This window comes from Streptomyces sp. NPDC031225 (assembly GCF_055570355.1).
The window spans coordinates 221,633-245,890 of sequence record NZ_JBVIHJ010000006.1; the positions used below are offsets into that span (position 1 = coordinate 221,633).

17 protein-coding genes and 1 pseudogene are annotated in these 24,258 nt (G+C 69.0%); 9 read left to right on the top strand and 9 right to left on the bottom strand.

The window, feature by feature from the left end:
• The first annotated feature begins 108 nt into the window (after nt 1–108).
• Both ACZ48Z_RS12755 and ACZ48Z_RS12760 read left to right on the top strand, forming a co-directional pair.
• On the top strand, nt 109–1,497 hold the full coding sequence (locus ACZ48Z_RS12755) for an MATE family efflux transporter (RefSeq protein ID WP_468735839.1): 1,389 nt from the start codon (nt 109–111) through the stop codon (nt 1,495–1,497).
• Nucleotides 1,494–1,715, top strand: coding sequence for a hypothetical protein (locus ACZ48Z_RS12760; protein WP_468735840.1), 222 nt, complete (start codon nt 1,494–1,496; stop codon nt 1,713–1,715). The genes ACZ48Z_RS12755 and ACZ48Z_RS12760 overlap by 4 nt, the downstream gene beginning before the upstream one ends.
• A gap of 623 nt (nt 1,716–2,338) precedes the next feature.
• Here ACZ48Z_RS12760 and ACZ48Z_RS12765 read toward each other — a convergent pair.
• From ACZ48Z_RS12765 to ACZ48Z_RS12775, 3 genes are all read right to left on the bottom strand, one after another.
• Nucleotides 2,339–2,563, bottom strand: coding sequence for a hypothetical protein (locus ACZ48Z_RS12765; RefSeq protein ID WP_468735841.1), 225 nt, complete (start codon nt 2,561–2,563; stop codon nt 2,339–2,341).
• Nucleotides 2,560–2,943: a VOC family protein gene (locus ACZ48Z_RS12770; protein WP_468735842.1), complete on the bottom strand. Its 384-nt coding sequence runs from the start codon at nt 2,941–2,943 to the stop codon at nt 2,560–2,562. Before ACZ48Z_RS12770 ends, ACZ48Z_RS12765 begins: the two co-directional genes overlap by 4 nt.
• Nucleotides 2,944–3,066: 123 nt before the next feature.
• Complete coding sequence (locus tag ACZ48Z_RS12775; RefSeq protein WP_468735843.1) at nt 3,067–3,936, bottom strand: SDR family oxidoreductase; 870 nt, start codon at nt 3,934–3,936, stop codon at nt 3,067–3,069.
• A gap of 104 nt (nt 3,937–4,040) precedes the next feature.
• On the opposite strand from ACZ48Z_RS12775, the gene ACZ48Z_RS12780 reads away from it, so the two are divergent.
• The gene (locus ACZ48Z_RS12780) at nt 4,041–4,481 is read left to right on the top strand and encodes an Rrf2 family transcriptional regulator (protein ID WP_468735844.1); all 441 of its coding nucleotides are present in this window, start codon (nt 4,041–4,043) and stop codon (nt 4,479–4,481) included.
• A 586-nt stretch (nt 4,482–5,067) separates the two neighbouring features.
• Here the strand turns inward: ACZ48Z_RS12780 and ACZ48Z_RS12785 are convergent.
• A complete protein-coding gene (locus tag ACZ48Z_RS12785) occupies nt 5,068–6,027 on the bottom strand; it encodes a helix-turn-helix domain-containing protein (RefSeq protein WP_468735845.1) in 960 nt (319 codons plus the stop codon).
• A gap of 303 nt (nt 6,028–6,330) precedes the next feature.
• Here ACZ48Z_RS12785 and ACZ48Z_RS12790 point away from each other — a divergent pair, with 303 nt between their 5' ends.
• From ACZ48Z_RS12790 to ACZ48Z_RS12805, 4 genes are all read left to right on the top strand, one after another.
• A complete protein-coding gene (locus ACZ48Z_RS12790) occupies nt 6,331–7,176 on the top strand; it encodes an SDR family oxidoreductase (RefSeq protein ID WP_468735846.1) in 846 nt (281 codons plus the stop codon).
• Nucleotides 7,177–7,248: 72 nt separating this feature from the next.
• On the top strand, nt 7,249–7,731 hold the full coding sequence (locus ACZ48Z_RS12795; RefSeq protein WP_468735847.1) for a nitroreductase family deazaflavin-dependent oxidoreductase: 483 nt from the start codon (nt 7,249–7,251) through the stop codon (nt 7,729–7,731).
• A gap of 442 nt (nt 7,732–8,173) precedes the next feature.
• Nucleotides 8,174–9,154, top strand: coding sequence for an aldo/keto reductase (locus ACZ48Z_RS12800; RefSeq protein WP_468735848.1), 981 nt, complete (start codon nt 8,174–8,176; stop codon nt 9,152–9,154).
• A gap of 84 nt (nt 9,155–9,238) precedes the next feature.
• Nucleotides 9,239–9,781 carry an NAD(P)H-dependent oxidoreductase gene (locus tag ACZ48Z_RS12805; RefSeq protein WP_468735849.1) on the top strand — a complete coding sequence of 181 codons (543 nt, stop codon included), beginning with the start codon at nt 9,239–9,241 and terminating at the stop codon, nt 9,779–9,781.
• A gap of 314 nt (nt 9,782–10,095) precedes the next feature.
• Here the strand turns inward: ACZ48Z_RS12805 and ACZ48Z_RS12810 are convergent, their stop codons facing one another.
• The 4 genes from ACZ48Z_RS12810 to ACZ48Z_RS12825 all read right to left on the bottom strand — a co-directional run bounded on the left by ACZ48Z_RS12810 (nt 10,096) and on the right by ACZ48Z_RS12825 (nt 19,224).
• Nucleotides 10,096–11,319, bottom strand: a complete 1,224-nt coding sequence (locus tag ACZ48Z_RS12810) for an NAD(P)/FAD-dependent oxidoreductase (protein ID WP_468735850.1) — start codon at nt 11,317–11,319, stop codon at nt 10,096–10,098.
• A 114-nt stretch (nt 11,320–11,433) separates the two neighbouring features.
• Complete coding sequence (sigJ, locus tag ACZ48Z_RS12815; RefSeq protein ID WP_468735851.1) at nt 11,434–12,435, bottom strand: RNA polymerase sigma factor SigJ; 1,002 nt, start codon at nt 12,433–12,435, stop codon at nt 11,434–11,436.
• 343 nt (nt 12,436–12,778) lie between these two features.
• The gene (locus tag ACZ48Z_RS12820; RefSeq protein ID WP_468735852.1) at nt 12,779–14,428 is read right to left on the bottom strand and encodes a hypothetical protein; all 1,650 of its coding nucleotides are present in this window, start codon (nt 14,426–14,428) and stop codon (nt 12,779–12,781) included.
• Nucleotides 14,429–14,430: 2 nt separating this feature from the next.
• Nucleotides 14,431–19,224 carry a hypothetical protein gene (locus ACZ48Z_RS12825; protein ID WP_468735853.1) on the bottom strand — a complete coding sequence of 1,598 codons (4,794 nt, stop codon included), beginning with the start codon at nt 19,222–19,224 and terminating at the stop codon, nt 14,431–14,433.
• A gap of 384 nt (nt 19,225–19,608) precedes the next feature.
• On the opposite strand from ACZ48Z_RS12825, the gene ACZ48Z_RS12830 reads away from it, so the two are divergent.
• Nucleotides 19,609–20,226 carry a hypothetical protein gene (locus tag ACZ48Z_RS12830; RefSeq protein ID WP_468735854.1) on the top strand — a complete coding sequence of 206 codons (618 nt, stop codon included), beginning with the start codon at nt 19,609–19,611 and terminating at the stop codon, nt 20,224–20,226.
• A gap of 23 nt (nt 20,227–20,249) precedes the next feature.
• Nucleotides 20,250–20,526: pseudogene (locus ACZ48Z_RS12835) on the top strand (mycothiol transferase); the annotation flags it as partial.
• A gap of 437 nt (nt 20,527–20,963) precedes the next feature.
• Here ACZ48Z_RS12835 and ACZ48Z_RS12840 read toward each other — a convergent pair.
• Nucleotides 20,964–23,726, bottom strand: coding sequence for a hypothetical protein (locus tag ACZ48Z_RS12840; RefSeq protein ID WP_468735855.1), 2,763 nt, complete (start codon nt 23,724–23,726; stop codon nt 20,964–20,966).
• Nucleotides 23,727–24,258 lie beyond the last annotated feature (532 nt).

Genomic DNA, 24,258 nt, shown 5'->3' on the forward strand with positions numbered 1-24,258 from the left:
CCCAAGCTCCTTCCTGCGCTTGTCGGCGCGCTTGCCCGTCCCGTCCCGCCATGCTATCTCTTTTCGCTGTACCTCGATTAGAGGTACAGCGAAAAGAGGGGTGCAGTCATGGGGGCAGCAGAACACCGGCACAGGCTGGTGTCGCTCGCGTATCCGGTCTACTTCGAGCTTCTCGCGGGGGTCACGGCCGGGATCATCAACATGGTCTGGGTGGCGCGGCTCGGTGGTGGCGCCGTCGCCGCGGTGGCTGTCGCCACGAATGTCGAGAACCTGCTGCTCGGCGTCATCCTCGTCGCCGGCTCGGGCACGACTGTGCTCGTCGCACGAGCCAGAGGTGCGGAGGATCCGGCAGCGATGCGCTCCGCCGTGCGCGGCGGATGGATCCTGTGGGCACTCGTCACGCCCCTGGTCGCGATCGGTGGATACCTGTGCCGCGAACCGCTCGCCCACCTCGTTCTCGGCGGCAGCGGCGGCGACTCGCTGCCCCTCGCCACTGGTTATTTCGCGATCGCATTGCCAGGAATCGCGGTGTTCTTCGCCACCAACGTCGTCGACGGCATCCTCAAAGGTGCGGGCGATACCCGCACCCCGATGAAGCTCGCGATCCTCGCGAACGGACTGATTCTCGGGCTGGATCCCTTGTTCATCCTGGGATTCGACCTCGGGGTGCGTGGGGCGGCGATCGCCACAGTGCTGGGCCGGACGGCCGCGCTCATTTGCGGTTTCGTGGCGCTGCACCGCAACGGCGTACTGCGACAGGCGGCCCGGACGGCCCCGGACCGGGCCGGTTCGCTCAGTTCAGATGCGCGCAGGACGGCTGCGACCGGGCTTCCCATGTCGGCCGACTTCGTCGTACGGATGGCGGGGGCACTTGCACTCGTCGCCATCGTCGCCCGGATCGGCGTCAGCGAGGTCGCCGCGTATGGGATCGCGACAAAGGCGATGTACGTCGCGACCATGGGCTTTTACGCGATACGCCAGTCTGCCGCCATCCACACCGCCCATCTGCTCGGTGCCGGACGCGACGAACGGCGGGCCATCGGACGACAGGTGTTGCTCCTCGCCGGATCGCTAGGGTTCACGGCTCTCCTGACACTGCTCGCCGCCGGGCCGTGGATCATGCGGGCCTTCGGCAGTGAGGGAGAGGTGGCCGAGGCGGGGGCACTCTATCTGCGATGCCTGGGGCCGTACTTGGTGCTTCTCGCTTGCTTCATCGCGCTGGGCGGGGTGTTCGAGGGCAGCGGCGGCAGCCCGGCCCTCGCACGGATCACCTCATGCGGCGTGGCACTCCAACTCGCGCTTGCATACAGCCTGTCGGGTTCGGGGCTGCCAGGCATCTGCCTGGCCATGGCGCTGTCCATGGCACTTCAGTGCGCAGCCATCGCCAGGATGTATCGGCGCACGGAATATCCGACAGCCACTGACTGCGACAACAGTCGGCTGAAGATCTCCGTCACAGAGCCCGACAGCCCTTCTGACAATCGACTTGCCCAATGAACGGCCAGGACGTGGAATGCGAGCGCAGGACGAACGTCATCGGGGTGTGGTCCTCCGTCGACGCGGCCTACCAGCGTCGGGCGATGAACGCGAAGACACAGGAGCTCGCCGCGATCAAGCGGGACATCCGCACCCAGGTGACCGACGCGGACGGCGTGCTGAGGAAACAGCACGCGACCGACCTTCGTACGGCTGTCCAACCTGGGCCGCGCGGCTGATCCGGCGTGTGTGCCTGGCCGGATCGGAGGCGCCCCAGAGGGAGACTTCTGCGGACCGGCGCAGTCCGCGCCAGCGCGGTGCCGTCTTCGAGCAGAGATCCGGCATCGGGGTGGGGACGATCGAGTACGAGGAGCTCGTCGCCCCCACCCCGGGCCGCCCTTTACTACCTACGGCGCTGACGCAAGGTCCCACCCTTCCCGCGAGTATGGGCTCGTCCTGCGCGACAGACGCCCCACATCTCGCTCGTCGCGTTCGAAGCGGTCGGTCAGCCGCAAACCCGCAGGGGCGGACGTCCAGCTTGTGCCGAGCCGGAACCCCTGCATGAGCGTCTCGGCACGAGCGGAGGCCGGGAGCCGGAACGAGGGCTCCCCCGGTAGCTGCACGCGACTGATGCCGTCTGTCTTCCGCTGGACCGTCGCGGCGCGCGGCGCGTCGCACGGTGTCATCGATGACCCGCTCGCCCTCGTCGATGAACGGTCCCAGGATCTTGGTCGCCCGGCCGCCATCGCCCGGCCGCCATCGCCCGCCCGTGCCGACGTGGTGATGATGTCCAGGCAGGCGGTGCACACCTGGCAGGAACGTCGGCCTCAGGTCTCCTGGCCGATCACCGCAACCTGCGCGCTCACCATGTCGGAGTCACCAGAGCGGCCTCGGATTCACCGGCCCTGAGCCTCGTGAGGAACTCGTCCGGGTCGAAGGGGACGCCGACGGGGTTCTTCCGGAAGGACTCCGCCTCCATGAAGGCGGTGAGTTCACCCGCCGTGTCGAAGTTGTCGATCTGCAGCTCGATGTTGTTGCCGTCCGGGTCGGCGTAGTACAGCGAGGTGGTGGCCCCGTGGTTGATCACGGTGACCGGTTGACCCCACCTTCCGCAAGCCGCTCGTAGTTCTCGACAAGATCGAGCAACGACCCGTAGGTGAAGGCGATGTGCATCAGGCCGTGCGACGGCAGGGTGGACAGGTCGGCGGGAAGCACGGCCGTACTCGCCCCCACGAATTCCCCGGCGAATTCCCCGAGGCTTGCGCCGCCGTGCTCCACCGTCAGGTTCGCCGTTGCGTCGGGGTCCGTCAGGGCGATCCTGTGGTGCTCGTCGTCGTACGTGAGGAACGCCACGGCAGGGTTCTCGTGGGCGACCCGCGCCTGCAGCACATCGAGGTACCAGTCCCGCATCTGCGGTAACTGCCGTGTCCACAGGACCACGTGCGCCAGCTTCATCGGTGAGGCCATGACCTTCTCCTTCTGTGTCGGTAGCCGCCACGCGCACGCCTGTGCGGTCGCGGCGGATCGAGCATGGTCGTACCGCGGGTGAGGAGCTCCAAGCCCCGGGACCTCGACGGCACGCGGCCGGGGTTACGCGGAGAGTTCGGCCCGGTGGGCCTGCAGCACGTCGTACAGGGAACGCGGCGCGCGGCCGGTCAGGTCCTGGACCGCGGTGCTCGGCTGATCGAGCCAGCCCTCGCGCGCGGCGACCCCGAAGGACGCGATCCACGGGGCGACCCCCTCGGGCAGCCCGTGCGCGACAAGCCCGGCGATCAGCGCGTCGTCGTCGACCTGGACGACCTCCACCGGTGCGCCGGTCAGGGCCGTGCCCAGTGCGGCGAGGTCGCCGGGGGAAACCGAGGCGGGCCCGGTGATGTCGTACGCCATTTCGGCGTGCCCCTCACCCGTCAGCACGGCGGCGGCCGCCGCGGCGCAGTCCTCGCGGGCGACATAGGCGACGGCGCCCTCCCCCGCGTTGGTCACGAGCCGGCCCGAGGCGACGGCCTGGGCAACGGCCTGGACCTGGTTCTCGGCGTAGAGGTTGTTGCGCAGGAACGTCCACGCCAGCGGGCTCGTACGCAGAGCCTCTTCGGTCTCCCGGTGCGCCTGGGCGGCGCCGGCCGGGTTGCCCTCCTCGGGCCGGTACAGCGAGGTGTAGATGACGTGCTTGACGCCTGCGGCGACCGCGGCGTCTATTGCCGCCCGGTGCTGCGCCACGCTCTGACCGACCGCGTCGGTGCTGATGAGCAGCAGGCGCTCGACGCCCGCGAGGGCTTCCGCCAGCCCGGCCGGATCGTTGAAGTCGGCCGGCCGGACGTCGGCGCCGCGGGCGGTGGCGTCGGCCAGCCCGTCCGGGCTGCGCGTGAGGAGGACGACGTCGGCGGGCGAGACCTGGTCGAGCACGAGGGCGGTGATCTGACGGCCGAGGTGGCCCGAGGCGCCGGAGACAGCGAGTTTCACGGGGTGCTCCTAATCATAGTCAGCATGAGTGCGAATATTCGTAGTCGTCGTGAGCACGAATAGAACTGTAGCAGGCACGGGTGCGAATCTGGGACAATGGCTGAATGAGCCGCCCCACCAACACCCAGTTCGCCGTCGGCGTGCATGTGCTCACGCTCCTCGCCGGCCAGTCCGACCGGCTCCTGAGCTCGGACGCCACGACCGCCAGCGTCAACGCCAGCCCCGTGTACGTCCGCCGGGTGCTCGGTCAACTGCGCGAGTCCGGACTCGTGACGTCCCGCTCCGGCCCGAACGGCGGTTGGTCGCTCACCCGCGCCCCTGCCGCGATCACGCTCGGCGACGTGTGGCGGGCCATCCAGGGAAACGATCCGGTGCTCGCCCTGCACACCCCGGCCCCCGACTGTCTCGTCGGCAGGTCGGTGCATTCCTCGCTCGCCGACCTAGAGCGCCGCACAGCTCACGCCGTCGAGAACGAGCTGGACCGCGTGACGCTGGAAGACCTGGTCCGCGACGCGATCGCCGCGACCACCGCGGCACAGTCCTAGATCGGCTCGTCAGCTGCTCCTGGCCCAAGAGCGCCCACTCAGGTCAACCATGGCCAAGCCTCGGCGCGGTGCCTGGTGAGTTAACGGGAATGCGTGACGACGGCCCGGCCAGCCCGTTGAGGGCACAGCAGGCGTCTTGAAGTCCGAGCTATCGACTGCTGATCCCAGGCCCAGGCGACCAGGAAGCCAAGGTGGGGACGGGGTGAGCCAAGCTCAGGGCCCTGGGCGGTGCAGAGGCCGGGCCGAGGCTCGCGAACGCGGGATGGGCCAGGCGCCCGCGCAACTCCAGGCGTTGAGGGACGCCCGCTTGTAGAGGAAACGACGCCCGACCTGACATCGCGCTACGAGGCGAAGGGGTCCGGCGGCCACGGGAGCCCTTCGCGAGACAACCAGGCTGGGCAGGCTTGCCGAAGTCATGGCGGGGTCAGCAGTTGTCCGTTCGTCCGCGGTGCCGCGAGCTGGAGTGCAACACCGCCCCAGCGGTGTCGCGCAGACGGCTGTGCCGTTCCTCGTCTCGACGTGACGGTGGTGGATGTTGCCGCTACCCCGCAGGAGTCGCCGCGGATCAACTCGCGTGCCTCGTCGGTCAGTCGGGTGTCTCGCCCGTATCGGCGGGCTGGGAGTCGTTGGTCGGCGCGGACCGCTCGATGTCGTCGTTGGTCGCAGCCCAGCTGGCCAGCAGGTTCAGGGCGTCCTGCGTGGGTGAGGCGGGCTCGGCGGTGTAGGTGAGGAGGAACTGGCTGGGGCCGTCGGGTAGCGGGAAGGTCTCGAAGGGCAGGTCGAGGTCGCCGACGACCGGGTGACGGAGGAGCTTCACGCCGGTGGTGTGCATGCGGACGTTGTGGGCTGCCCAGCGGCGACGGAATTCCTCGCTGCGGGTGGACAGTTCCCCGATCAGGTCCGTCAGCCGTCGGTCGTAGAGGTCGCGGCCGGCTTCGGCGCGGAGCATGGCGACGGTGTCGCCTGCGACTTCGTCCCAGTGGCGGAAGAACTCGGTCGCGTGCGGGCTGAGGAAGACGAACCGGGCGTTGTTCGGCGGCCGTACCGGGTCGGCGTAGACGGGGGAGAACAGGGCGCGCCCGAGGTGGTTGGCGGCCAGGATGTCCCCGCGTCCGCTGAGGATGAACGCGGGTGTGCCGGCCATGGAGTCGAGGACGCGCTGCACCGCGGGCCGTACACGCTGCTGGGCCGGGCGGCGTCGTGGCGGGCGGGTCGTGCCGGCGCCGCGCAGGAGGTCGAGCAGGTGGATCCGTTCGGCCTCGTCGAGCTGCAGTGCCTGCGCGATGCCTTCGATGACACTCTCGGAGACGCCGGTGGCGTTGCCGCGCTCCAGCCGGGTGTAGTACTCGCTGGAGATACCCGCGAGGAGGGCGACCTCCTCGCGGCGCAGCCCGGTGACCCGTCGGCGGTCTCCGCCGTACAGGGGCAGTCCTGCCTGCTCGGGGGTGACCTTGGCCCGTCGCGTGCCGAGGAATTCCCGGATCTCCGCGCGGAAATCATCACGGATGTCGCGGTTGCTGCCATGTGAGTCGTTTCTGCCTGCCATGCGCTTCACTCTACGAGCGCATGCGCCGGGTTGGGGGTCCCTGTCAGTGACCCCCTCATCAGGGACTCCCACACTCGCGCGCCAGCCACTTTTGTTGGTGGTGCACCGCCCCACGGCGGTGTGGACCACCCACGGCGATGTGGACCGCCCAGGGCGGTGTGGCCCGTCCACGGCGGTGTGGCCCGTCCAGACAGACGGTGCTCGTGCCGCCGGTCCCAGCCCTCTCCGCGGCTCTCTCCGCGCTGCAGGCATCACCCCCGCGCACAGTGGGTGCCGAATCACGGCGCCTGAAAGGAAACCCCCATGAGCAAGGTCATTCTCGTCACCGGTGCCGGACGTGGTCTGGGCACGGACATCGCCCGCGAGGCCCTCACCGCCGGCCACCAGGTCGTCGCGACCGGCCGCCGCCCCGAAGAGGTCGAGAAGGCCCTGGGTGGGCCGCAGGACAACCTGCTGGTCACCAGGCTCGACGTCACCAGCCTGGAGGACGCGGAGGCCGCCGCGCAGGCAGCCGTCGACCGCTTCGGGCGCATCGACGTCCTGATCAACAACGCCGGGAACCTGTTCACCGGCTACTTCGAGGAGATCTCGCCCGGGCAGATGCGCCGGCAGTTCGAGACCAACCTCTTCGGCCCGATGAACGTCACCCGCGCCGTCCTGCCCGTCCTGCGTCAGCAGCGCGCGGGCCACATCATCACCATCACCTCGACCGCCGGGCTCGTAGGCATGGAGTTCACCTCCGCGTATGCCGCCTCCAAGTTCGCGGAAGAGGGCTGGATGGAGTCCCTGCGTTACGACGTCGAGCCGTACAACATCCACACCACGATCGTGGAGCCCGGCTACTTCCGTACCGAACTCCTCGTGGACGGCTCCACCAACTGGCCCGAGCTGTCCATCGACGACTACGCGCCTCGCACCGCCCCGAGGATCGAGGGCATGAAGAGCATGAACGGCCGGCAGCCCGGCGACCCCGCCAAGCTCGCCCGCGCCCTGCTGACCATCGCCCAGCAGGAGAAGCCGCTGCTGCGATTCGTCGCCGGTGCGGACGCCATCGAGGCCGCCGAGGCCAAGGCGAAGGAACTCCTCGCCCAGGCCGAGGCATCCCGCGAACTGGGCGGCCGCCTTGCCTACGACGACGCCCACGCCTGACCACCACGCTCGGACCCCGGCCGGTACGCAGGTCCGCGCCGGGTGCGTTTCGACAGCACGGAGAGAGTCACCATGCCCCTCACAGGCGAGTACGAGCCGAGCAACGCGCAGTTTGTGCGTGACCAGGTGGAGCTGTACGAAAGCTCCGGCGGTACACAGGGAACGACGCTGAGTGTCCTGGTCGCGCGGGAAGAGGACGAGAGGCTCCGGGACCTGCCCGTCGTCATCCTGACCACGCTGGGCGCGAAGAGCGGCAAGATCCGCAAGACGCCTGTCATGCGGGTGGAGCACGACGGCTCCTACGCCGTCGTCGCCTCCATGGCAGGCGCCCCCAAGCACCCGGTCTGGTACCACAACGTGGTGGCCGACCCCCGGGTGGAGCTGCAGGACGGCCCGGTGCGCCAGGACATGCTGGCACGTGAGGTGACCGGGGACGAGAAGGCCCTGTGGTGGGCCCGAGCCGTTGAGGCGTTCCCGGATTACGCGGAGTACCAGAAGAACACGGACCGCGAGATCCCGGTCCTCGTTCTGGAACCGGCGGCCCACGAGCACTGACTCGCCGCAGCCGGTTCAACCTGCGGACTCCCCCACCGCCCGGCCCGGGCAACAGCCGACGTCAGACCTCACCGGACGGCAGCGGCTCGAATCCCCGATGGTCGCCAAGTGCCTGCCCGGGTTTGCCCGGACGAGGCCACATCACGGACGACCGCACCATCGGCGTCCTCGGAAGCCCTGCCTACGACGGCACCCCTGCCTGGGCACCATGCCCGGCCGAGGCCGTAGCCGCAGGGTGTACCCACGCCGCTGAGCCACCGCCGCGCAACGGCGCCCGCGCCAACGGCGCGCGGACCGTCCAAGCACGGCCCACGCGGGGACAGCCCACGCGGGGACGGCCCACCCAAGCGCGGCCCACGTAAGCACGGCGCACCAGTTGGCAGCGCCCCCACTGATCACGCCCACTGACCGGCCTGACGGCCGTCACGACAAGGAGTACCAAATGAAGCACGTATCACTGGGCGGGCTCGACGTCTCCCGCATCGGTCTGGGAGCCATGACCATGGCCGGCACGTACACCACGGGCGGGGGCCTCGACGACGCCGAGTCGATCCGCACCATCCACCGGGCGCTGGATCTCGGCGTCACCCACATCGACACCGCCGAGATCTACGGCCCGTTCCACAGCGAGGAAATCGTCGGCAAGGCCATCAAGGGCCGCCGCGACGAGGTCGTCGTGGCGACGAAGTTCGGACTCGTCTCCCACGCCGGCGACGGTCCCGGCGTCATCGACAGCAGCGCCCACAACGTGAGGACCGCGGTCGAAGGTTCGCTCCTGCGGCTCGGCACCGACCACATCGACCTCTACTACCAGCACCGCGTCGACCCGAACACCCCCATCGAGGAGACCGTCGGCGCGCTGGCCGAACTGGTCGCCGAGGGCAAGGTGCGCCACATCGGACTCTCCGAAGCCGGCCCCGACACCATCCGCCGCGCCCACGCCGTGCACCCGGTGTCCGCGCTGCAGACCGAATACTCGCTGTGGACGCGTGACGTCGAGGCCGAAATCCTTCCGCTGCTGCGGGAGTTGGGCATCGGGTTCGTGCCCTACTCACCGCTCGGCCACGGCCTGCTGACTGGGCAGATCCGCGCCGTCGACGACTTCACCGACGACGACTGGCGCAAGACCAACCCGCGCTTCACCGGCGAGAACTTCCAGCGCAACCTGCGCATCGTCGACGAAGTACAGGCCATCGGCGCCGAGATCGGCGCCACCCCGGCCCAGACCGCACTGGCGTGGCTGCTGACCCGCGGCGACGACATCGCCCCCATCCCCGGAACCCGGCGGGTCACGCGCGTCGAAGAGAACACCGCCGCTGACGGCGTCGAACTCAGCGCTGACCAGCTCGACCGCCTCAACAACCTCACACCGGCCGCGGGCGAACGTCACGACGAGACGAACATGGCCACCATCGACCGGTGACCTGACGCCCTGGCGACCCGTCGCACTCGACGCCCCACCCACATCCGTTCACCCGTTCACCGATCACTGAAAAGGTTCCGCAGAATGTCCAAGGTCCTCCTTGTCGTAGGTCACCCCGACCTGTCCCAGTCGATAGCCAACAAGGCCCTGGTGGACGCCGTCCGCGACCTGGCCCATGTCACCGTGCACGACCTCTACGCCACCTACCCCGACTTCCGGATCGACGCCGCCGCCGAGCAGGCACTGCTGGCCGAACACGACGTGATCGTCTTCCAGCACCCGGTGTTCTGGTACAACACCACCCCTCTGTTCAAGCAGTGGCAGGACAAGGTCCTCACCCTCGGCTGGGCCTTCACCATGGACGGCTCCGCCTCGCAGCTGGCCGGCAAGAAGGCCGTCGTCGCCGTCACCGCCGGCGTCCCGGCCGACCATTACACGCCCGAAGGCTCGAACCAGGCCACCATCGAGACGCTGCTCAGCAACTGGCACGCCACCCTGCGGCTCTGCCAGTTCGACATCCAGCCGATGGTCAAGCTGTACGGCACGGCTTTCGGCCTCTCCGACGAGGATCTGGCCACCGCCGCCAAGCAGTACAACGAACTGCTCGCCTCCTTCGCCGCCGCCTGACCGCACTCGCACGAGGAGAGCCGCCCTCGCCGTCCGCGACGCGGGGACGGGTCATACCAGTCTTCGGTCGCTCTTCGCCAGATCGGCGCCGAGCGACCGAAGATCTGGATCGGCGGCGACCGTGTCGTGAGACAGCGACCGCTCGTTGCCGTGCACCGTCGGCTCGGCGGATCCACCGCGTGGAACGCTCACCACCCGATGAAGCGCGCAGCGCGTTCACGGGTCAAGTGACGCCGGTGCCGTAGCCCACGCGCCTCTCTTTCCGTCGGAGAAGGCTCTGCCTCTTCGGCTACGGCCCTGCGCAAAGCGCGTGTTCATCGCGCCGCCGCCCGTGTCGCCTCCGCCTCCGCCGCCCGTGTCGCCCCCGCTGTCGCCGTGCGGGTTGCCACCGCCCGTCGCCGTCGCACGGGAATGCCCAGCGTCGGGTTGGCGACGCCCCAGGCGGCGCCCTTGCAGACCAGCTCCTTGTAGCGGGCGGCGAAGCGGCCGGTCAGGGCCCGTCCCACGGCACGGTCGTCGGCGGTGACGAACTGGATCAGCCCCTCCTTGCGGCCGAGGGAGATGCACTGGTTGAAGTAACGCAGCGGGGCGTTGGGCAACTTGCCGTCGGTCAGTCGGGCGGCGATGGAGTCGGCGGCCTGCCAGGCCATGGGGGTGCCCGAGGCGCAGGACATGCGCAATGGCTTGTCGCCGGCTCCGAGGGCGTGCCCCGCGTCGCCGATCGCGTACACGTCCGGGTGTGAAACCGAGCGCATCGTCGAGTCGACCACGATCCGGCCGGAGTCGGCGAGTTCGAGGCCGGTGCCTGCGGCGAGCGGATGGACGACGAAGCCGGTAGTCCAGACAGTCACGGCTGCCGGAAAGGTCCGGCCGTCCGCGGTCGTGACCCGGTCCGCCTCGACCGCGGTCACGGCGACGTTTTCGTGCACCGTGATGCCGAGTCCGCCGAAGACCTCGCGCAGGTGCGCACGGCCCTTCGGGGAGAGCCAGTCCCCCAGCTCGGCGCGCGTGGCGAGCGTGACGTGGAGGTCGGGGCGGGCCTCGGCCACCTCCGTTGCGAACTCCAGGCCGGTCAGTCCGCCACCGACGACGAGGACCGTCTCCCCTGCGCCCAGCCGGGCGAGGCGCTCCCGCAGCCGGAGCGCGCCGGGGCGGCTCGCGATCTGGTGGGCGTGCTCGGTGACGCCGGGCACGCCATGTGTGTTCCCTGTACTGCCGAGGGCGTAGACAAGGGTGTCGTACGGCAGTTCCGTCGTCCCCTCGCCACTCGCCACGGCGACCGTCCTGTTGTCCACGTCGATCGACGTGACCTTCCCGAGCTTCAGCTCGACGCCCGTGCGGGCGAACATCTCGCGCAGCGGGCGCGGCTTGAGTTCCTGGCCCACGGCCAGCTGATGCATGCGGACCCGCTCGACGAAGTCCGGCTCGGCGTTGACGAGGGTGATGGCGGCGTCCTCACGACGCAGTCGCTTGGCGAGCCTGCCTGCCGCGATCGCTCCGGCGTAGCCGGCGCCGAGGACGATGATCCGGTGCTGCATTCTCCCGCTCCTGTCTGCAAGGGACCGGGGCCTTCCGACCCGGTCACGCCCCTTGAACCGGGTAGCCCTCGGAATCCTGACAGGAGGCGGGAGTGACCTGCGTCACACCGCGACTCAGAGGGCCTGAGTCAAGACCGGAGGACCGAAATCGCCCGCCGCCCACCGTCGTGTCGCCCGCTGCAACTTGTCCGGGTTCACCTGACTGCGAATCGCGACAATGCCCTCCTGCGTCCGCTCCAGGCACATGATCCCGAAGACCTGCCCGTCGACGACCGCCACGACCGCGGGGTCGCCGTTGGCCGTGGTGGCGTAGAGGTCGGGTGAACCGCCGACCAGATCCCGCTTGGCCTGGGCGGGTTTGAACAGCCCGCGCAGGAACTTGGCCACCGTGCGGGCGCCCTCGAAGGCGCTGGCCCGGGCGGGTACCTTTCCGCCGCCGTCGCCGACCGCGATGGCGTCCGAGGTGAGCAGCTTGATCAGCGGTTCGGTCTCCCCACTGGTCGCCGCAGCGAGGAACTCCTCGACGATGCGAGTCGCGGCTGCCTCGTCGTTCTCACTCCGTGCGCCGCCCGACGCACCACCGACCACAGCACCACCGGAGCCGGAAGCCGACCGCGGCCTGCCCTGCGCCACATGCTTCTTCGCGCGATGGAATGTCTGCTGAGTCGCCGCCTCGCTGAGGCCCAGGATCTCGGCGATCTCCCGGTGGGAGTACGCGAACGCCTCGCGCAGTACGTACACCGCACGCTCGTTCGGCGAGAGTCGCTCCAGCAGGACCATCACGGCGTACGACACCGACTCGCGCTGCTCGGCCGTCTCCGCCGGGCCCAGCATCGGGTCCCCTGCGAGCAGCGGTTCGGGCAGCCACTGGCCGACGTAGGTCTCCCGGCGGGCGCGGGCAGACGTGAGCTGGTTGAGACAGAGGTTGGTGAGCACCTTGGTCAGCCATGCCTCGGGCACCTCAATGCGCCTGACATCGGCGGCCTGCCAGCGAAGATAGGTCTCCTGCACGATGTCCTCCGCCTCACTCGGCGAGCCGAGCATGCGGTAGGCGATGGCGCCGAGACGCGACCTGGCCGCCTCGAACCGGTCCACGTCACTCAAGGTCAGGGCCATGCCAGGATCCTAACCGGCGGGGTGCACAGCTCAGGGCACTTCTCGCCGCGAGAGCCGGCATCGGCGCGTGGGCCATCCATCCCCCCAGGACGGCAATCGTCCTGACTCCAGAGAGTCGGTGCCACGGAGCACGAAGCTGCCTACCGGCAAGCGCCGCTGACAGACCAGCGCCGTATCGCGGCATGGATCCTGGTTTGATCCCATCACGGGGGCGGTAGTACGCGAGTGCTCAACTGTGACGCATGAAGCGACGCAAGCCAGTTGAGAACGCCCCCTGAGGAGCACCTGTAGGCGGCAGACACGGCTCGAACCCGGGGAAGCCGGTGTCAGTCCCCACTGAGGGTCAGGGAACCAGCAGCCTGGTCACCTCGCGAAGTTGGTCGTGCGCCGCCACCAGGGCGACCGCGCGCTTCGGAGATGGCACGTCCGGGTAGCAGGCGGCCCGCAACAGGTATTCGGCGAGCATGACATGCCACTCCCAGGCCCGGTCCGTCTCGGCGGCGTCCGGACAGACCGAGTCCAGGTTGGTGGCCAGCCATGACAACGCCACCACCGCGGCCGCCGGATCGCCCGGGCCGAGGCCGGCCGGCATCGCAAGCGTGCGCCGGCCCAGGCACAGGGCCAGCTCACGCCAAGCCCGGAAGCGGGTGAAGAACATCGACTCAACTCCCGAGTCCACGGACCTCATCAGCAGGTCGACGCCGAACCGCGCCGCGTCGGCAGCCCAGTTCAGCCGTGCGAAAGCGCTGGTGTCGATGAGGACCGGTGTCGGATGGCGCCCCTGACAGATCAGCACGTTGCCACCGTGCAGGTCACCGTGGGCGAAGGTGGTCGATGTCGGCCGGGCCAACTCGCTCCGTGGCACGCCGAGCGGCTTGCCCTCCTCCAGGAACGACCTCAGCTCCCTCGTCAGCTCTTTCAGATCCGACAACCCGCCGCCATCGGGTCGAACCAGCGCAGGCGATAGCTGGTCCAGGGCCTCGATCACCTGTCGGCGCCGCAGGGGCCGGAACTGCAGCAGTTCGGTCAGAGGCGGGCCCACTTCACGGTTCTCGACGTGCGCCGCCCGCAGTCCCTCTCCGAACAGTTTGATCATCACGTCGGCGACGTCCGCCTCCCCGGGACCGGCCGCCAGCCAGTCTCGCAACGTCGTGGCGTGGTCGGGCAACGGGGCTCCGAGTGCGTACCACCCGTTGACCGGGCCGACCGGCCGCTCGGGGCGCTGCCTGATCAGCAGCAGCGCCGGGAACACCTTCGCGGCTCTGGCGTTCTGTTCCGCCTCGTGCACCAGTCCCTGCTGGTCCCGGGAGGCTTTGAGCACATGGCGCTGCACGGGGCTGCCCGGAGTCGTCGCGGCGACCGAGCAGACGACCGCTCCGGAGGCTCCCGGAGTGAGGTACGTGAGACGCATGGTCGCCGTCTCCGTGCCTTCCGCCTCGAGGATCCTGCTGTAGAGCTGGGACAGGGTGGGTTCACCGACCTCGTCGATGATCGACTGGACGGCGGGGTCCTCCGCGTCCGCGTCGACCCGGACGGTGCACACCGTGCCGTTGTTCAGGAGATGTTCGCGCGCGGCCTTCACGATCGCGGCCGGACTGTTGTCGAGCGACCCCTGGGTGAACTCGTAGCGCCGGAAGACGTGATGCGCCCCTGAGCGTCGCGCGCGGTCGAACAGGTCGGGCATCGACTCGTCGCCGGAACTCACGGCGATGATGTAGGTCCGGTCCGAACGTTCCCTGGCCTCGGCGATGAGTTCCAGTCCGCGTGGCTCAATGAGTTCGGGGAGGTCTTCTCGTGCGAAGAGCAGGTCGACGAGGACGACGTCGTACGGCGGGTCAGCGAGCCGGATGCATTCCTGGCCCTCGTCCGGCTCGGTCTTCGTCTCCCAGCGCACCTGCCAGCCGAACTTCTCGAAGTGGGTGTTGAGCCGTGCCGTCGAACGCCGTTGGTTTCGCTCTTCGTCGTCGACCATCAGCCCCTTGATGACCTGCATGCTCAGGCCCCCTCCCACAACCGCAGTGTCAGGAGCGTCTCGAACGTCCACTCCCCGTCGTCGGTTGCCTGCCCCGTGAGAGAGGCCCCGAACGGCCGCAGCTTGGCATCCAGTGTGCGCAGACCCTGGCCGGGTGCGGGACTCGGCCGGGTCCCGCTCGCGCGCAGCGAGACACGTGCCGTACCGGAGATCTCGTACGTCCAGGTGACCTCGAGCCGGCACTCGGCGCCGGGCACCCGATGTCGCCGGGCGTTGTCCAGCACGTGATCTATCGCGTCGTGCAGCAGCGGCGCGGGGCAGAACACCTCGGTTTCGGTCGCCGAGGCAGGCAGCACCACACGGATGTCGGACACCGGCGCGTTCTGAAGGGTGCGCAACGCGGGCTCCAGCAAGGTCGGCGCCGAGGACACCAGGTCGACGACAAGTGCCCGTTTCCCGGTCTCCGGCAGATGCGTGGCCAGGAACATCCTGTACCACCAATCGAGTCTGTCGAGCAGCTCGTTGCGCGTGAGCTGCCAGTCCAGGTCGTCCACACGCCGCGGCCCGCGCAGCAGACGGTCCAGCCGTTCGGTGACCTCGCTGAGCGCGGTGATGCCGCTGGGCAGCAGTCGCATCAGCCGTTCGTGCTCGCGCCTGCCGAACCGGTCGTCGACGTACTCACCCGCCAGGATGTGGCGAAGCACCGGCAGGCATACCAGGGCCCGCTCGGCGAGGTGCCGCTTGCACGTCTCCCAGTCGGAACGAGCGTCCTGGGTGGCGTGCTGCGAGGGCGCGGCGTCCTCCAGGTCCTCGACGTAGTCGCGCACTCGCAGCAGGCCGGAGTCCAGGCGATGCCGCATCACCGCGTGTCCCAGGTCCTCCCTCAGCTGTTCCCACGCCTTCTGCGGATCGTCGGGTTTGGGCCGTGCCTTGTGATCAGCGATGGTGATCAACTGCTGCACCACGTGCAGATGTTCGTCGGCGAGCCCCGGCGAGCCCGACGTGCGCTGCTCCTCCAGTATCTTGCGGCAGCGCAGCAGACTCTCACGCAACCGTGAGAGGTCGATCGGCGAGTCGTGGGGCGGACGCTTCAACAGCCGGTAGCACTCCAGGAACATCTGGTCCACGAGCAGCGGCTCGTCCAGCGCCAGCGCCAGCAAGCGCGGAAGCACCTCGGTCAGTTGTTGAGGTGTGGTGGCCGCGAGGACCATCAGTGCCTGAACCCGCAGCCAGGGTGAGACGTTGGCCGTTTTGCCGAGACCGGCCACGCACAGCCGCGCGAGCAGTTCTCGTCCCACCGTGAAGCGCAGCGGGGGCAGTTTGAGCCACTGCTGCTCAGCGGCGAGCAGGCGCAGCAGGTTGACTCGGCTGAACTCCTCGCCGGGGCCGGTGTCATCGAGGAGGGCGCGCAGCCGGTCCACGACACGTTGCCGGGAGCCGGTGTCCCGCAGGGCCTGACGCAGCAGTGCGCGCCAGCGGATGTAGTCGATCACGTCCTCGGAGATGATCGGCACGGCGAACAGGTCCGCGGCCGCACTGCTGAAGACCTCTTCTCTGCGGCGCGGACGCAGGAGTTCACGCAGCTGAGCAGCGTGTCGGCGGAGCCGGTCGGGAGCCGCCATGTCGTCCTGCACGCGGATCCGGGTGGCGCAGATCGCGCAGTCGTGCGGGGGTTCGCCGGGAACGCTGCTGGCGCTGACGAACCGCACGACTGTCGGCACGGGACGTCCGCCGCCGGTCGGCACCACCGCCTGGAGCATGCGCAGGGCAGCGGCCTCCTGGTGTTCGAGCCGGTCCAGGAGGACGACGGCGACAACCGCCGCGGCACCGCTCGCGGCTGCCAGCCGGATCATCTGCTGCAGGGTCGTACCGGTCGTCGCCCGCCCGTCCAGGACAACGACCGTCTGGCCTTCCGATTCGTGCCGCACGGCGGTCGGGAAGATCCATTGGTTTCGTGCCACCCCGCGCGGCACCGCGACCAACTGCCCCACTTCATGGTCGAGTTCGCGCAGCCGTCGGTGTACGGCTACCGGAAGCCGGCTGTCGTACGAGTTGTCCGGTGTTCCGGCGTACCACAGTTGCAGCGGCCGTCGGCCGGCCGGTCCGGGCACATCCTGTACCGCCGCCACGGCCTCGCGCAGCACTTCGAGGAGGATGTCCGTGATCCTCGCGCCCGTCTCCGGGTGCCGCAGCGCACGGTCGAGGTGCAGCATGGCGCTCGAGTGCGAGCGCGGTCCGGCGAGATGTCCCAGGGAGAGCGTCTCCGGGGCGCCGGTGCACAGGCGCAGGAAGTCGATCTCGGAGATGCGCGGAGGTTCCGGAGGCGAGGGAACCACTGGGTGGCGCAGGATCGGGTCGATGTCCACGACGTCAAGACCCGCGTCGCCCGAAGGCGGGGTACGGCCGTCCACGGCGTAGATGTCGATGGAGACATCGGTGAGGGAGACCACCGGAATGCTGCGGTTGAGCAGTTGGATGTCTCGGCGCTCCGGCCGGGCGTCCACGACGCAGGCGATGACGGCGGGTTCCGCTCCCGCCGCCACGATGGCGGCTGCGGCCCTGCGGGTGGTGTTCTCGGTGGAGAGGAGATCAGTGATGAGTACCACGCGCTCGCCGGCCTGGACCCGCTCGCTGGGGTTAAGGCCTTCCAGGTCGAGTTCGCCGGGCATGGCGTGATGTCGGCCGCCGAGCGCGAGGCTCTCACTGAGGCGGGCCGCCAGGGGCCGCGGCGCCGCCGAGACGTGGGCGACCATCGTGGGCGGCTCGCCTTTGCCTCGTCCGGCCAGCACCTTCTCGACCTTACGGGCCAGCACGTATGCGGCCGTGGCGGTGCCGATCGTCGCCGTCAGTAACATCGCCGAGTCGACCCAGCGCCGGGTGATACGCAGACCGGGTGTCCGGAACAGGCCCCTGGCCACGCCCTCGTCCTCACCCCCGTCCTCCACTACCTCGGCCAACTGGCGTTGGGCCTCTCGCTGGAGGGTCCGCAGGACGCCCTGCGGAGACAGGACGAGAGAGACCTGCCCGCCCGACACTTCGACGAGACCGGGGCATCGGTCCAGCGTCCGCCACAGTTCCGCCCCCGGTGCTCCGCCGGCGGCCGTCCAGCGCCGCATCGCCGCCTCCACCGCCAGCACACCGCCGTTCCGGCTGATTGCGCGCAGGACGGCACGCAGGGCGAACGAGCCGCCGTACCAGATCGGCGGGCCATAGCAGCCGTGCACCAGGATCGGACTCGACAGCACGGCCGCTCCGCTGTGATGTTCGGCGTGCAGTCCGGTCACGCTCAGGTCGAGGATCTTGGGATCCGCGTCCGGGAAGAGCACGGCGACGGCGGTGAGGTCGGCGAGCGTGCCCGCGACGCCCAGGGCGGACGTGAGCGCGCTCTGCAGGCCCGAGCGGCTGAGGTGGTCCGTGTCACGGAGCGACATCGACAGCACCACGCCGCCCACCGACGGGTCACCTGCCGCCTCCCGGGCGGCCGACAGGAGGTTCGCCCGCCCCGTCTCGCCGAGTCCGCCCACCGGATCGAACACGCAACGCACCCAACGCAGTTGACGCCCCGTCGCCGCTTCCGGGCGGTCGACCCAGGACAGCGGGTTGCGGTGCGACTTCGGGTCGGTAAGTACCTGCACCTCGTGCAGCGTGCCGGGGGCGCGGCTGAGCGCGCTCTCCGCGATGGCGACCTGGCCGTCCGACTCCGTGTAGACGAGCCCTGCCAGCGCGTCGGCGGTGCGGACGACGACGCTGCCCCCGTAGCTCTTGACCAGGTGTCTCACCCGCCACAGCCCATGGTGCGCTCCGCGGGCGCCATGGCTGTCCGGTGATCGGGAACTGTGTCCGAAGGCGTAGAACACCGTGTCCTCGGCTTCGGTGAGCCGCTGACCCGACACCGGCCGTACGCCGGAGGGAACACCGCGGCGCGCCTGTACCGGGTCCAGCCTGGTCACCAGGCCGCTGCCCGAGTCGCCCACCAGCAACCGCAGCACCTCGCTCCGGGTGGTCGTGGCCAGCTCGGCCAGGTCGCTGGAGGCGGGTGGCATGTCTGTGTACCGGCGCCCGTACGTCACCGAGTCCAGGAGCACCGCCGCCACGAGGGAGTGCGGAGGCCGGCCTACGATGCCGGCGGCCGCGTGCTCAGCCACATTCGACAGCAGTTCGACCAGCACGGTCTGGCTGAGCGCGTCCGCGTCCGGTTGCGACAGGCCGAGGTCGCGCAGCCTGGCCACGATCCCCTGAAACTCCTGGGAGACGCCTAACTCCTGCGCGTCCAAAGGCGGTAACCAGTGGAATGGAAGTATCCGGCGGCGCACATACGGAGATTCGTCCAGCGCGGCCGGTTTGGGCCCGAGAGTGTCCTCGGCGTGCGCCAGATGTTCGATGGTGGCTGCGTCGTCCAGTCCGACCGCGCCCTCCGGCCAGTGGGGCGACACCAGCGCGTCAAGGAAGCCGACTTGACGCATGAAGGCCCGTGCGTCACCGCGCCCGCGAGCCCGCCGGGTCAGCAGTCGCTGTGCGGCAGCTCGACTCTGCTCCTTGGACTCGACGTCCACCGGTTCGCGCGCGTCGGGCAATTCGGCCGTGGGCAGGGTGACGCGCACCGGCACGTTGCCCCGTACGGCCGCGTCCACCAGTAGCAGGGCTCGCGCCAGGGCCGACATGTCCGCGAATTCGACACGCGAGAAGTCCAGATGGAGCCCCTGCTCCTGGATCCGCGGGGTCCAGCGTCCGTCCGCCGCCAGCGGGGCGCGCCGGGGCAGCAACGCGTTCTCCCAGGTCGTCGGGGTCAGTCGGGGTGGGAAGCGAAGCCCTGCCATGGTCAGGAACCCTCCCTGTGCGGATGGGGCGTGCTGCGAAGGTTTCTGCCCGCATAAACCAAGGAAATATCCCTAGTCTTACGGATACTTCGACCGCCTGCCATCATCGGAGCACTGCAGCGCCACACGGGATCACGGGATGTAACCGAGCTCCGTCTGATCCGGAGGACGGCAGCTGCGTCCGCACCTCACAGATCCGTCCGGACCGAGCGGAGGCCACAACCATCAATGCCCGGCCGCAGGAACCGTATGGGTTCCCACGCGCACATCGACGGTGAGTCAATGACGGCGTGCCCCTCGACAGTCAAGTTCAAGTCCCTGCTCACGACAGCCAACTGACCCGTCTAGCACGACCTTGGTGTGATCCCCCGGCAGGAGGAACCGGTGGTGCGATCGAACCGGCACGGGAACGGCTCGGAGGACAGGATCCCGGACGCCGGGGAGAGGTTGACCCTGTTGAGATGGCACCTTGACCGGTACGACCGGCTCCGCGCCTCAACAGCGTCCAGGGCCTCTGTCGTACTCAGCGCGGGAGCCATCCTGTCCGCGGGGAACGCCGTTGTCCTGGCCCGCCTCATCGACGGCCCCGACTCGGGGCTCGGCATCACGACCACGCTGGCCTTCGGCCTGGGGCTACTGCTCAGCATCGGGCTCGTCGTGCTGTCGTTGATCCTGGCGACTGGCGTCTTGGTCACCCCGAAGCCCAGCCGGGACACCTTCACGGACGCCCGGGACCTCCCTGCGGCCCTGGTCTTCAACCCGACCGACACCGTACGCGAGTTGGAGACGTACGAAGATTTCAGATCAAGCGTCGAAAGTCAGTCGTACCAGGCGATTCTCGCTGCGGCGCAGATTGAGTTGTGGATCGGGATACGACAGCACCGTCACCGGTACCTACGGTTACGCGCCGCCACCCGAGTGCTGCGCTGGGCTGCCGTCGTGTTCGTCGTGTCCCTCACCGGATTCGTCATCACCATGCTGAGTGAATCGCTGTGGACTTGACCTCCCGAGGGCCCCCGATCCAGTTCTGCCGGCGCACGTGGGAACACAGGGACGCGACGATCACCGAGCCTCTCCTCGACGCCCCGGCCACATGCCGTTGTCGCCGGATCCTCATCCCACACGAACCTGTTCGCCACCACGGTCCATGTCCTCGCCGAGTCCATCCGGCATGCCGGGCACGCCGATGTCCTGCGCGAGGGCCTCGACGGCTGGACTGGAGTGCGTGCCGATGACGAGCAGCAGAACGACGAGGAAGATCGAGCAGAGCCCGCCAGGCCGGCCGCACCGATCACGGCATAGCGGCGCAATGCCGGTCGTGGGGGCTGATCTATCGCGACGCCTGGTCCTGATGAACTCCCGGAGCAGTCCACCCCGTTGACGCGCGGGCCGAGTTCACGTCAGTGGTGTACGCCGGGCACGGGTCTCGTTCGTGCAATGACCGTTCCGGGCAGATCAACGCCGCTCCGCTGCCGGCCGCCTCACCCGCGCTGTGCGGTACACCGGCCACCTGCTGTGCTGGAGCCCGGCCGCCGTCGACATCCTGCTCGACCCGCGCGTCGACTGGTGGCCCTGCACCTGGCCCATGCCCTGGATTCTGACCTGGACATCGGCCTTCGCCCGAGCGCTGCTGCGAGTCCGTGAGAAGACCGCCGCCGGGTCGCCACTCCCGCGGAATGACCGATTCCATACCGGCCCACCGGAATTGCCGTCCTCAAGACCGGAAGGACGACAGCCCCTCAAGGCTTCTTCGGGCACCGGGCAGCTGCCGCCCGGAGCTGGCCCGCCAAAGTCGGTTTGCCTCCCGTGGGGTCCGTCAGTGCTGCCAGTTGCTGGTCGAGGTCCGCCTGGGCGCTCAGGGACATGACCCATCCGAGTGGGGCCTGCGCTCCTGGGCCCCGGACATTTGCAAAGCGGAGATAGTTGCTGCAGCCGAAGGCCTCGTAGGCGCGCTGCCGTGCGGTCGCGTCCCTGCTGGCTGCCGAACCGCTCAGACTCTGGAGGGGGACGGTCAACTCGTTGGGGCGGCCCGGCGGCGCGGCGGTAGCCACGCTGTTGTAGCCGTTGTCGATCTGTACGAGCACCAGGTCGACCTTGCGGGTCGGCGCCGAGCTCAATCCGCATGCGGCGGGGGGCTTGTCGCCGTCCACCACCGCGTTGCTGCAGTCCACGATCTTCGTCAGCTGATGGTGGAGGTCGAAGGCGGTCAGGCTGCCGGTGCCTTCGACGTAGCCGCCGTCGACCACCGACAGCGAGGCGTTCTTGTTGCACCCGGTGGCGGTGAGCCGGCCCGAGGGGGTGATGTATGGGAAGCGCGAGGACAACAAGGCCGCGGTGGAGCGCCGGATCTCCTGCCGACCGCAGAGGAATCCGCCGCGGACGTCGATGAGGGTGGGGCCGCCTTCGTTCGTCTCTCCTGGTTGCAGGTCCTCGGGGCGTGTGTCCTCCGGGCGTCGGACGCAGGAGATCGGTCCGATCGGCCGGTCGAAGGCACCCAGTTGGACGGGAGAGGTGAGGACGCGGCAGCCGCTTTCGACGGCGGTGCCGTTGAGCAGGGCGAGTGGGGTCCAATCCGTGCCGGGTTGCTGCCAGGTGGCGTAGAAGTCTTCTGCCAGCTCCTTCTGCTTGCGTTCCCAGGATTCTTCGATCACGGCGGCTCGGTCCTTGCCGGGGAATCCCATGAATGAGCGTGGCACATCGACGAAGGTCATCCAGGCGAGGGGGCCGGAGAGGTGGTCGGTGCCGAAGATCCGTGTGTGGCTGTGGGGGTCGGCCTGCCGGGGGCGGGAGAGCCAGGAGACGGCGCCGAGGCTGCCGCCGGAGACGCCGCTGACAGCGAACACGGGTGCGCGGCCGTCGGTGCGGTCGCACTGGGAGCCGGCGGGCGGCTCGATCGGCGTCGGTGGAAACAGCTTGTCCAGGACGCCGCCGGTCCAGTAAGCGGCACGGATGCCGCCGCCGGACGCCGCGACGACCACCAGCGGCAAGGGGCCGTCGGCCGGGGCGGTGGCACAGTTCGCGGCCATCCATTTCTCGAACTGCGCCACCAGTTCCACCCGGTCCTTCAACGGTGACCGGCCGTCAGCTTCCTTCACTCGCACACCGTGGCTGCCTTGAGTGTCGAAGACGGCAGCGAGCACGAACCAGGCGGCGAGGAGAGCGAAAACCGGGGTGCGGGACAGACCCAGGGCACGGAACCCGGCCACCGGCGTCGTCAGCTCCGCCCAGCGCTGCAACTCGTTCAGCAGAACCAGTGCGAGGCTCAGGAAGACGGTCAGCACCGCCAGGGGGCCCACCCAGACCGGAAGCTCCCCGCCCCTGGCGCCGGTCAACAGAAACAGGGAGACCAGGGCGAACACCAAGCACAGCCCCGTGAGCACGAAATACAGCTTTGACCGGCTCTTGTCCGATGCAGGAGGCTTGGCCCAGTCCCATTTCCCCTCGAACCAGTCCAGGATGCGCGGCAGCACTACGCCGAACATGAGGCTGGCCGCGCCGAGGACGACCAGAGCGATTGCGGCCGGGCGGCGCGGCCCGACGACCGCCGTCGCCACTGAGGCCCGTACCGCGAACACCCCGAGAACAACGAACGGCAGAGCGGCCAGGATCCGTGCCTTGTGCCCCAGCTGGTCCCGCAGCTCGATGCCGGTGATTGTCGCTCGGCCGTTCGTAGCCGCACGAGCGTCGCTGAGGCCGGGCTCGCCGGCACCCTGGGTCCACAGCTTCGCACCGCCCAACAGTGACAGGAAGAGAACCAGTCCGCCCAGCACCGCAGGGGCCCACAACCGGTGCCAGCCCAGCCATCCCACGGCGCAGCAGACCAGGCTCAGGGCCAGGACGGTCACTTGGCGCACGGGCGGCCGTCCGTCGTCGTACGTCAATGCCGCGCGGTGCACACTGCGCCAGAGCAGGAGCGAGAACACCAACACGGCCAACGGGGTTCCTGTTGCCCTGCCCCAGTGGTCCAGCAGACCGAGCAGGGCGTCCTGGACCTGGTCGGTCCCCACGCCGGTCAGCAGCAACAGCAGTGCGGCCGCCACGGCCAGCTGAAGGCGGACCGGAGCCCAGCCCCTCCACCAAGTCCAGTCCTTATAGGCCCTGCTGTGGACGACCAACATGGCGAGCAGCAGCAAGGCGAGGAAGGCCGAGAGCCACTTCACGATCGCCGCGACGCCCGCGACGCTGCCCAGGAGGTCGATGCGATAGGGGCTCAAGCTCGTGAGCGACAGCCCGAACTGGCAAGCGTCCTCGACGAGCTCTGATCCTGCGAGGAGAGCCACCAGCACCCACAGCCAGGGAGGCGCGGTAGCTCGTTGCGCTACGACCCGTGTCGTGGCGTTCCCTCCGGCGTCGGATGCCCGGAGCCGATTCGCCAGGTACCGCATGGCTTTGACGAACAGGAACACGTACAGGGCGACGAGGCAAAGGTCCAGGACGACGTACGTCCGCATCAGAAGCCGGGCCGCGGCGCCGTCCTGGCCGGTGTTGATGTGTTTGTGCACCGAAGCTCCGGTGAAGGACTTCACGCACTTGGCCACGCGGTCGTTGGGCCCGGCATTGCTGGTCGTGCCACGGGCAGCGGCCGAGTCATCCTCGTCAGCGATGGTCCGGGTCCATACGCACCAGGCGGTCCTCCGGTCGTTGCGGGCTTCGCCGGACAATGCGTCGAACCGGAACTGGGAGGCCAGTGTCGCCGACGGATGACCGGGTGCCTCGATGCGACCGAGAGCGTTGTCCAACTGGACGACAGCGACGAAGAGTAGAAGCAGAAGGGCGACTGCACCGGGCAGACGACTGCGCTGCCAGGTGTCTCGAAGCCAAATAGCAGGAGCCATGGGCACCTCGCAGTCCCGCTCGCGCGAACCGGCTGAATGCAGTCAGCGTGATGGCCCGCATAGCGCCATTCGTCGCGAAACACTCAAAAAGCTCGAACTTGACCTATATGGCTCCGGACAGCTCCGGGCCATCAGCTTGGTCCCCTCCGGCGTGGCAAAGAAGCGACCAGAAGCTGCACGTGGGTGGCGAGGTGGTCGG

What these genes read in the sequence shown, in the direction of transcription:
- ACZ48Z_RS12810 (WP_468735850.1), bottom strand. Translation starts at nt 11,319, where the DNA reads ATGCAGCACCGGATCATCGTCCTCGGCGCCGGCTACGCCGGAGCGATC.
- ACZ48Z_RS12805 (WP_468735849.1), top strand. Translation starts at nt 9,239, where the DNA reads ATGTCCAAGGTCCTCCTTGTCGTAGGTCACCCCGACCTGTCCCAGTCG.
- ACZ48Z_RS12800 (WP_468735848.1), top strand. Translation starts at nt 8,174, where the DNA reads ATGAAGCACGTATCACTGGGCGGGCTCGACGTCTCCCGCATCGGTCTG.
- sigJ (WP_468735851.1), bottom strand. Translation starts at nt 12,435, where the DNA reads ATGGCCCTGACCTTGAGTGACGTGGACCGGTTCGAGGCGGCCAGGTCG.
- ACZ48Z_RS12755 (WP_468735839.1), top strand. Translation starts at nt 109, where the DNA reads ATGGGGGCAGCAGAACACCGGCACAGGCTGGTGTCGCTCGCGTATCCG.
- ACZ48Z_RS12820 (WP_468735852.1), bottom strand. Translation starts at nt 14,428, where the DNA reads ATGCAGGTCATCAAGGGGCTGATGGTCGACGACGAAGAGCGAAACCAA.
- ACZ48Z_RS12790 (WP_468735846.1), top strand. Translation starts at nt 6,331, where the DNA reads ATGAGCAAGGTCATTCTCGTCACCGGTGCCGGACGTGGTCTGGGCACG.
- ACZ48Z_RS12780 (WP_468735844.1), top strand. Translation starts at nt 4,041, where the DNA reads ATGAGCCGCCCCACCAACACCCAGTTCGCCGTCGGCGTGCATGTGCTC.
- ACZ48Z_RS12770 (WP_468735842.1), bottom strand. Translation starts at nt 2,943, where the DNA reads ATGGCCTCACCGATGAAGCTGGCGCACGTGGTCCTGTGGACACGGCAG.
- ACZ48Z_RS12785 (WP_468735845.1), bottom strand. Translation starts at nt 6,027, where the DNA reads ATGGCAGGCAGAAACGACTCACATGGCAGCAACCGCGACATCCGTGAT.
- ACZ48Z_RS12795 (WP_468735847.1), top strand. Translation starts at nt 7,249, where the DNA reads ATGCCCCTCACAGGCGAGTACGAGCCGAGCAACGCGCAGTTTGTGCGT.
- ACZ48Z_RS12760 (WP_468735840.1), top strand. Translation starts at nt 1,494, where the DNA reads ATGAACGGCCAGGACGTGGAATGCGAGCGCAGGACGAACGTCATCGGG.
- ACZ48Z_RS12825 (WP_468735853.1), bottom strand. Translation starts at nt 19,224, where the DNA reads ATGGCAGGGCTTCGCTTCCCACCCCGACTGACCCCGACGACCTGGGAG.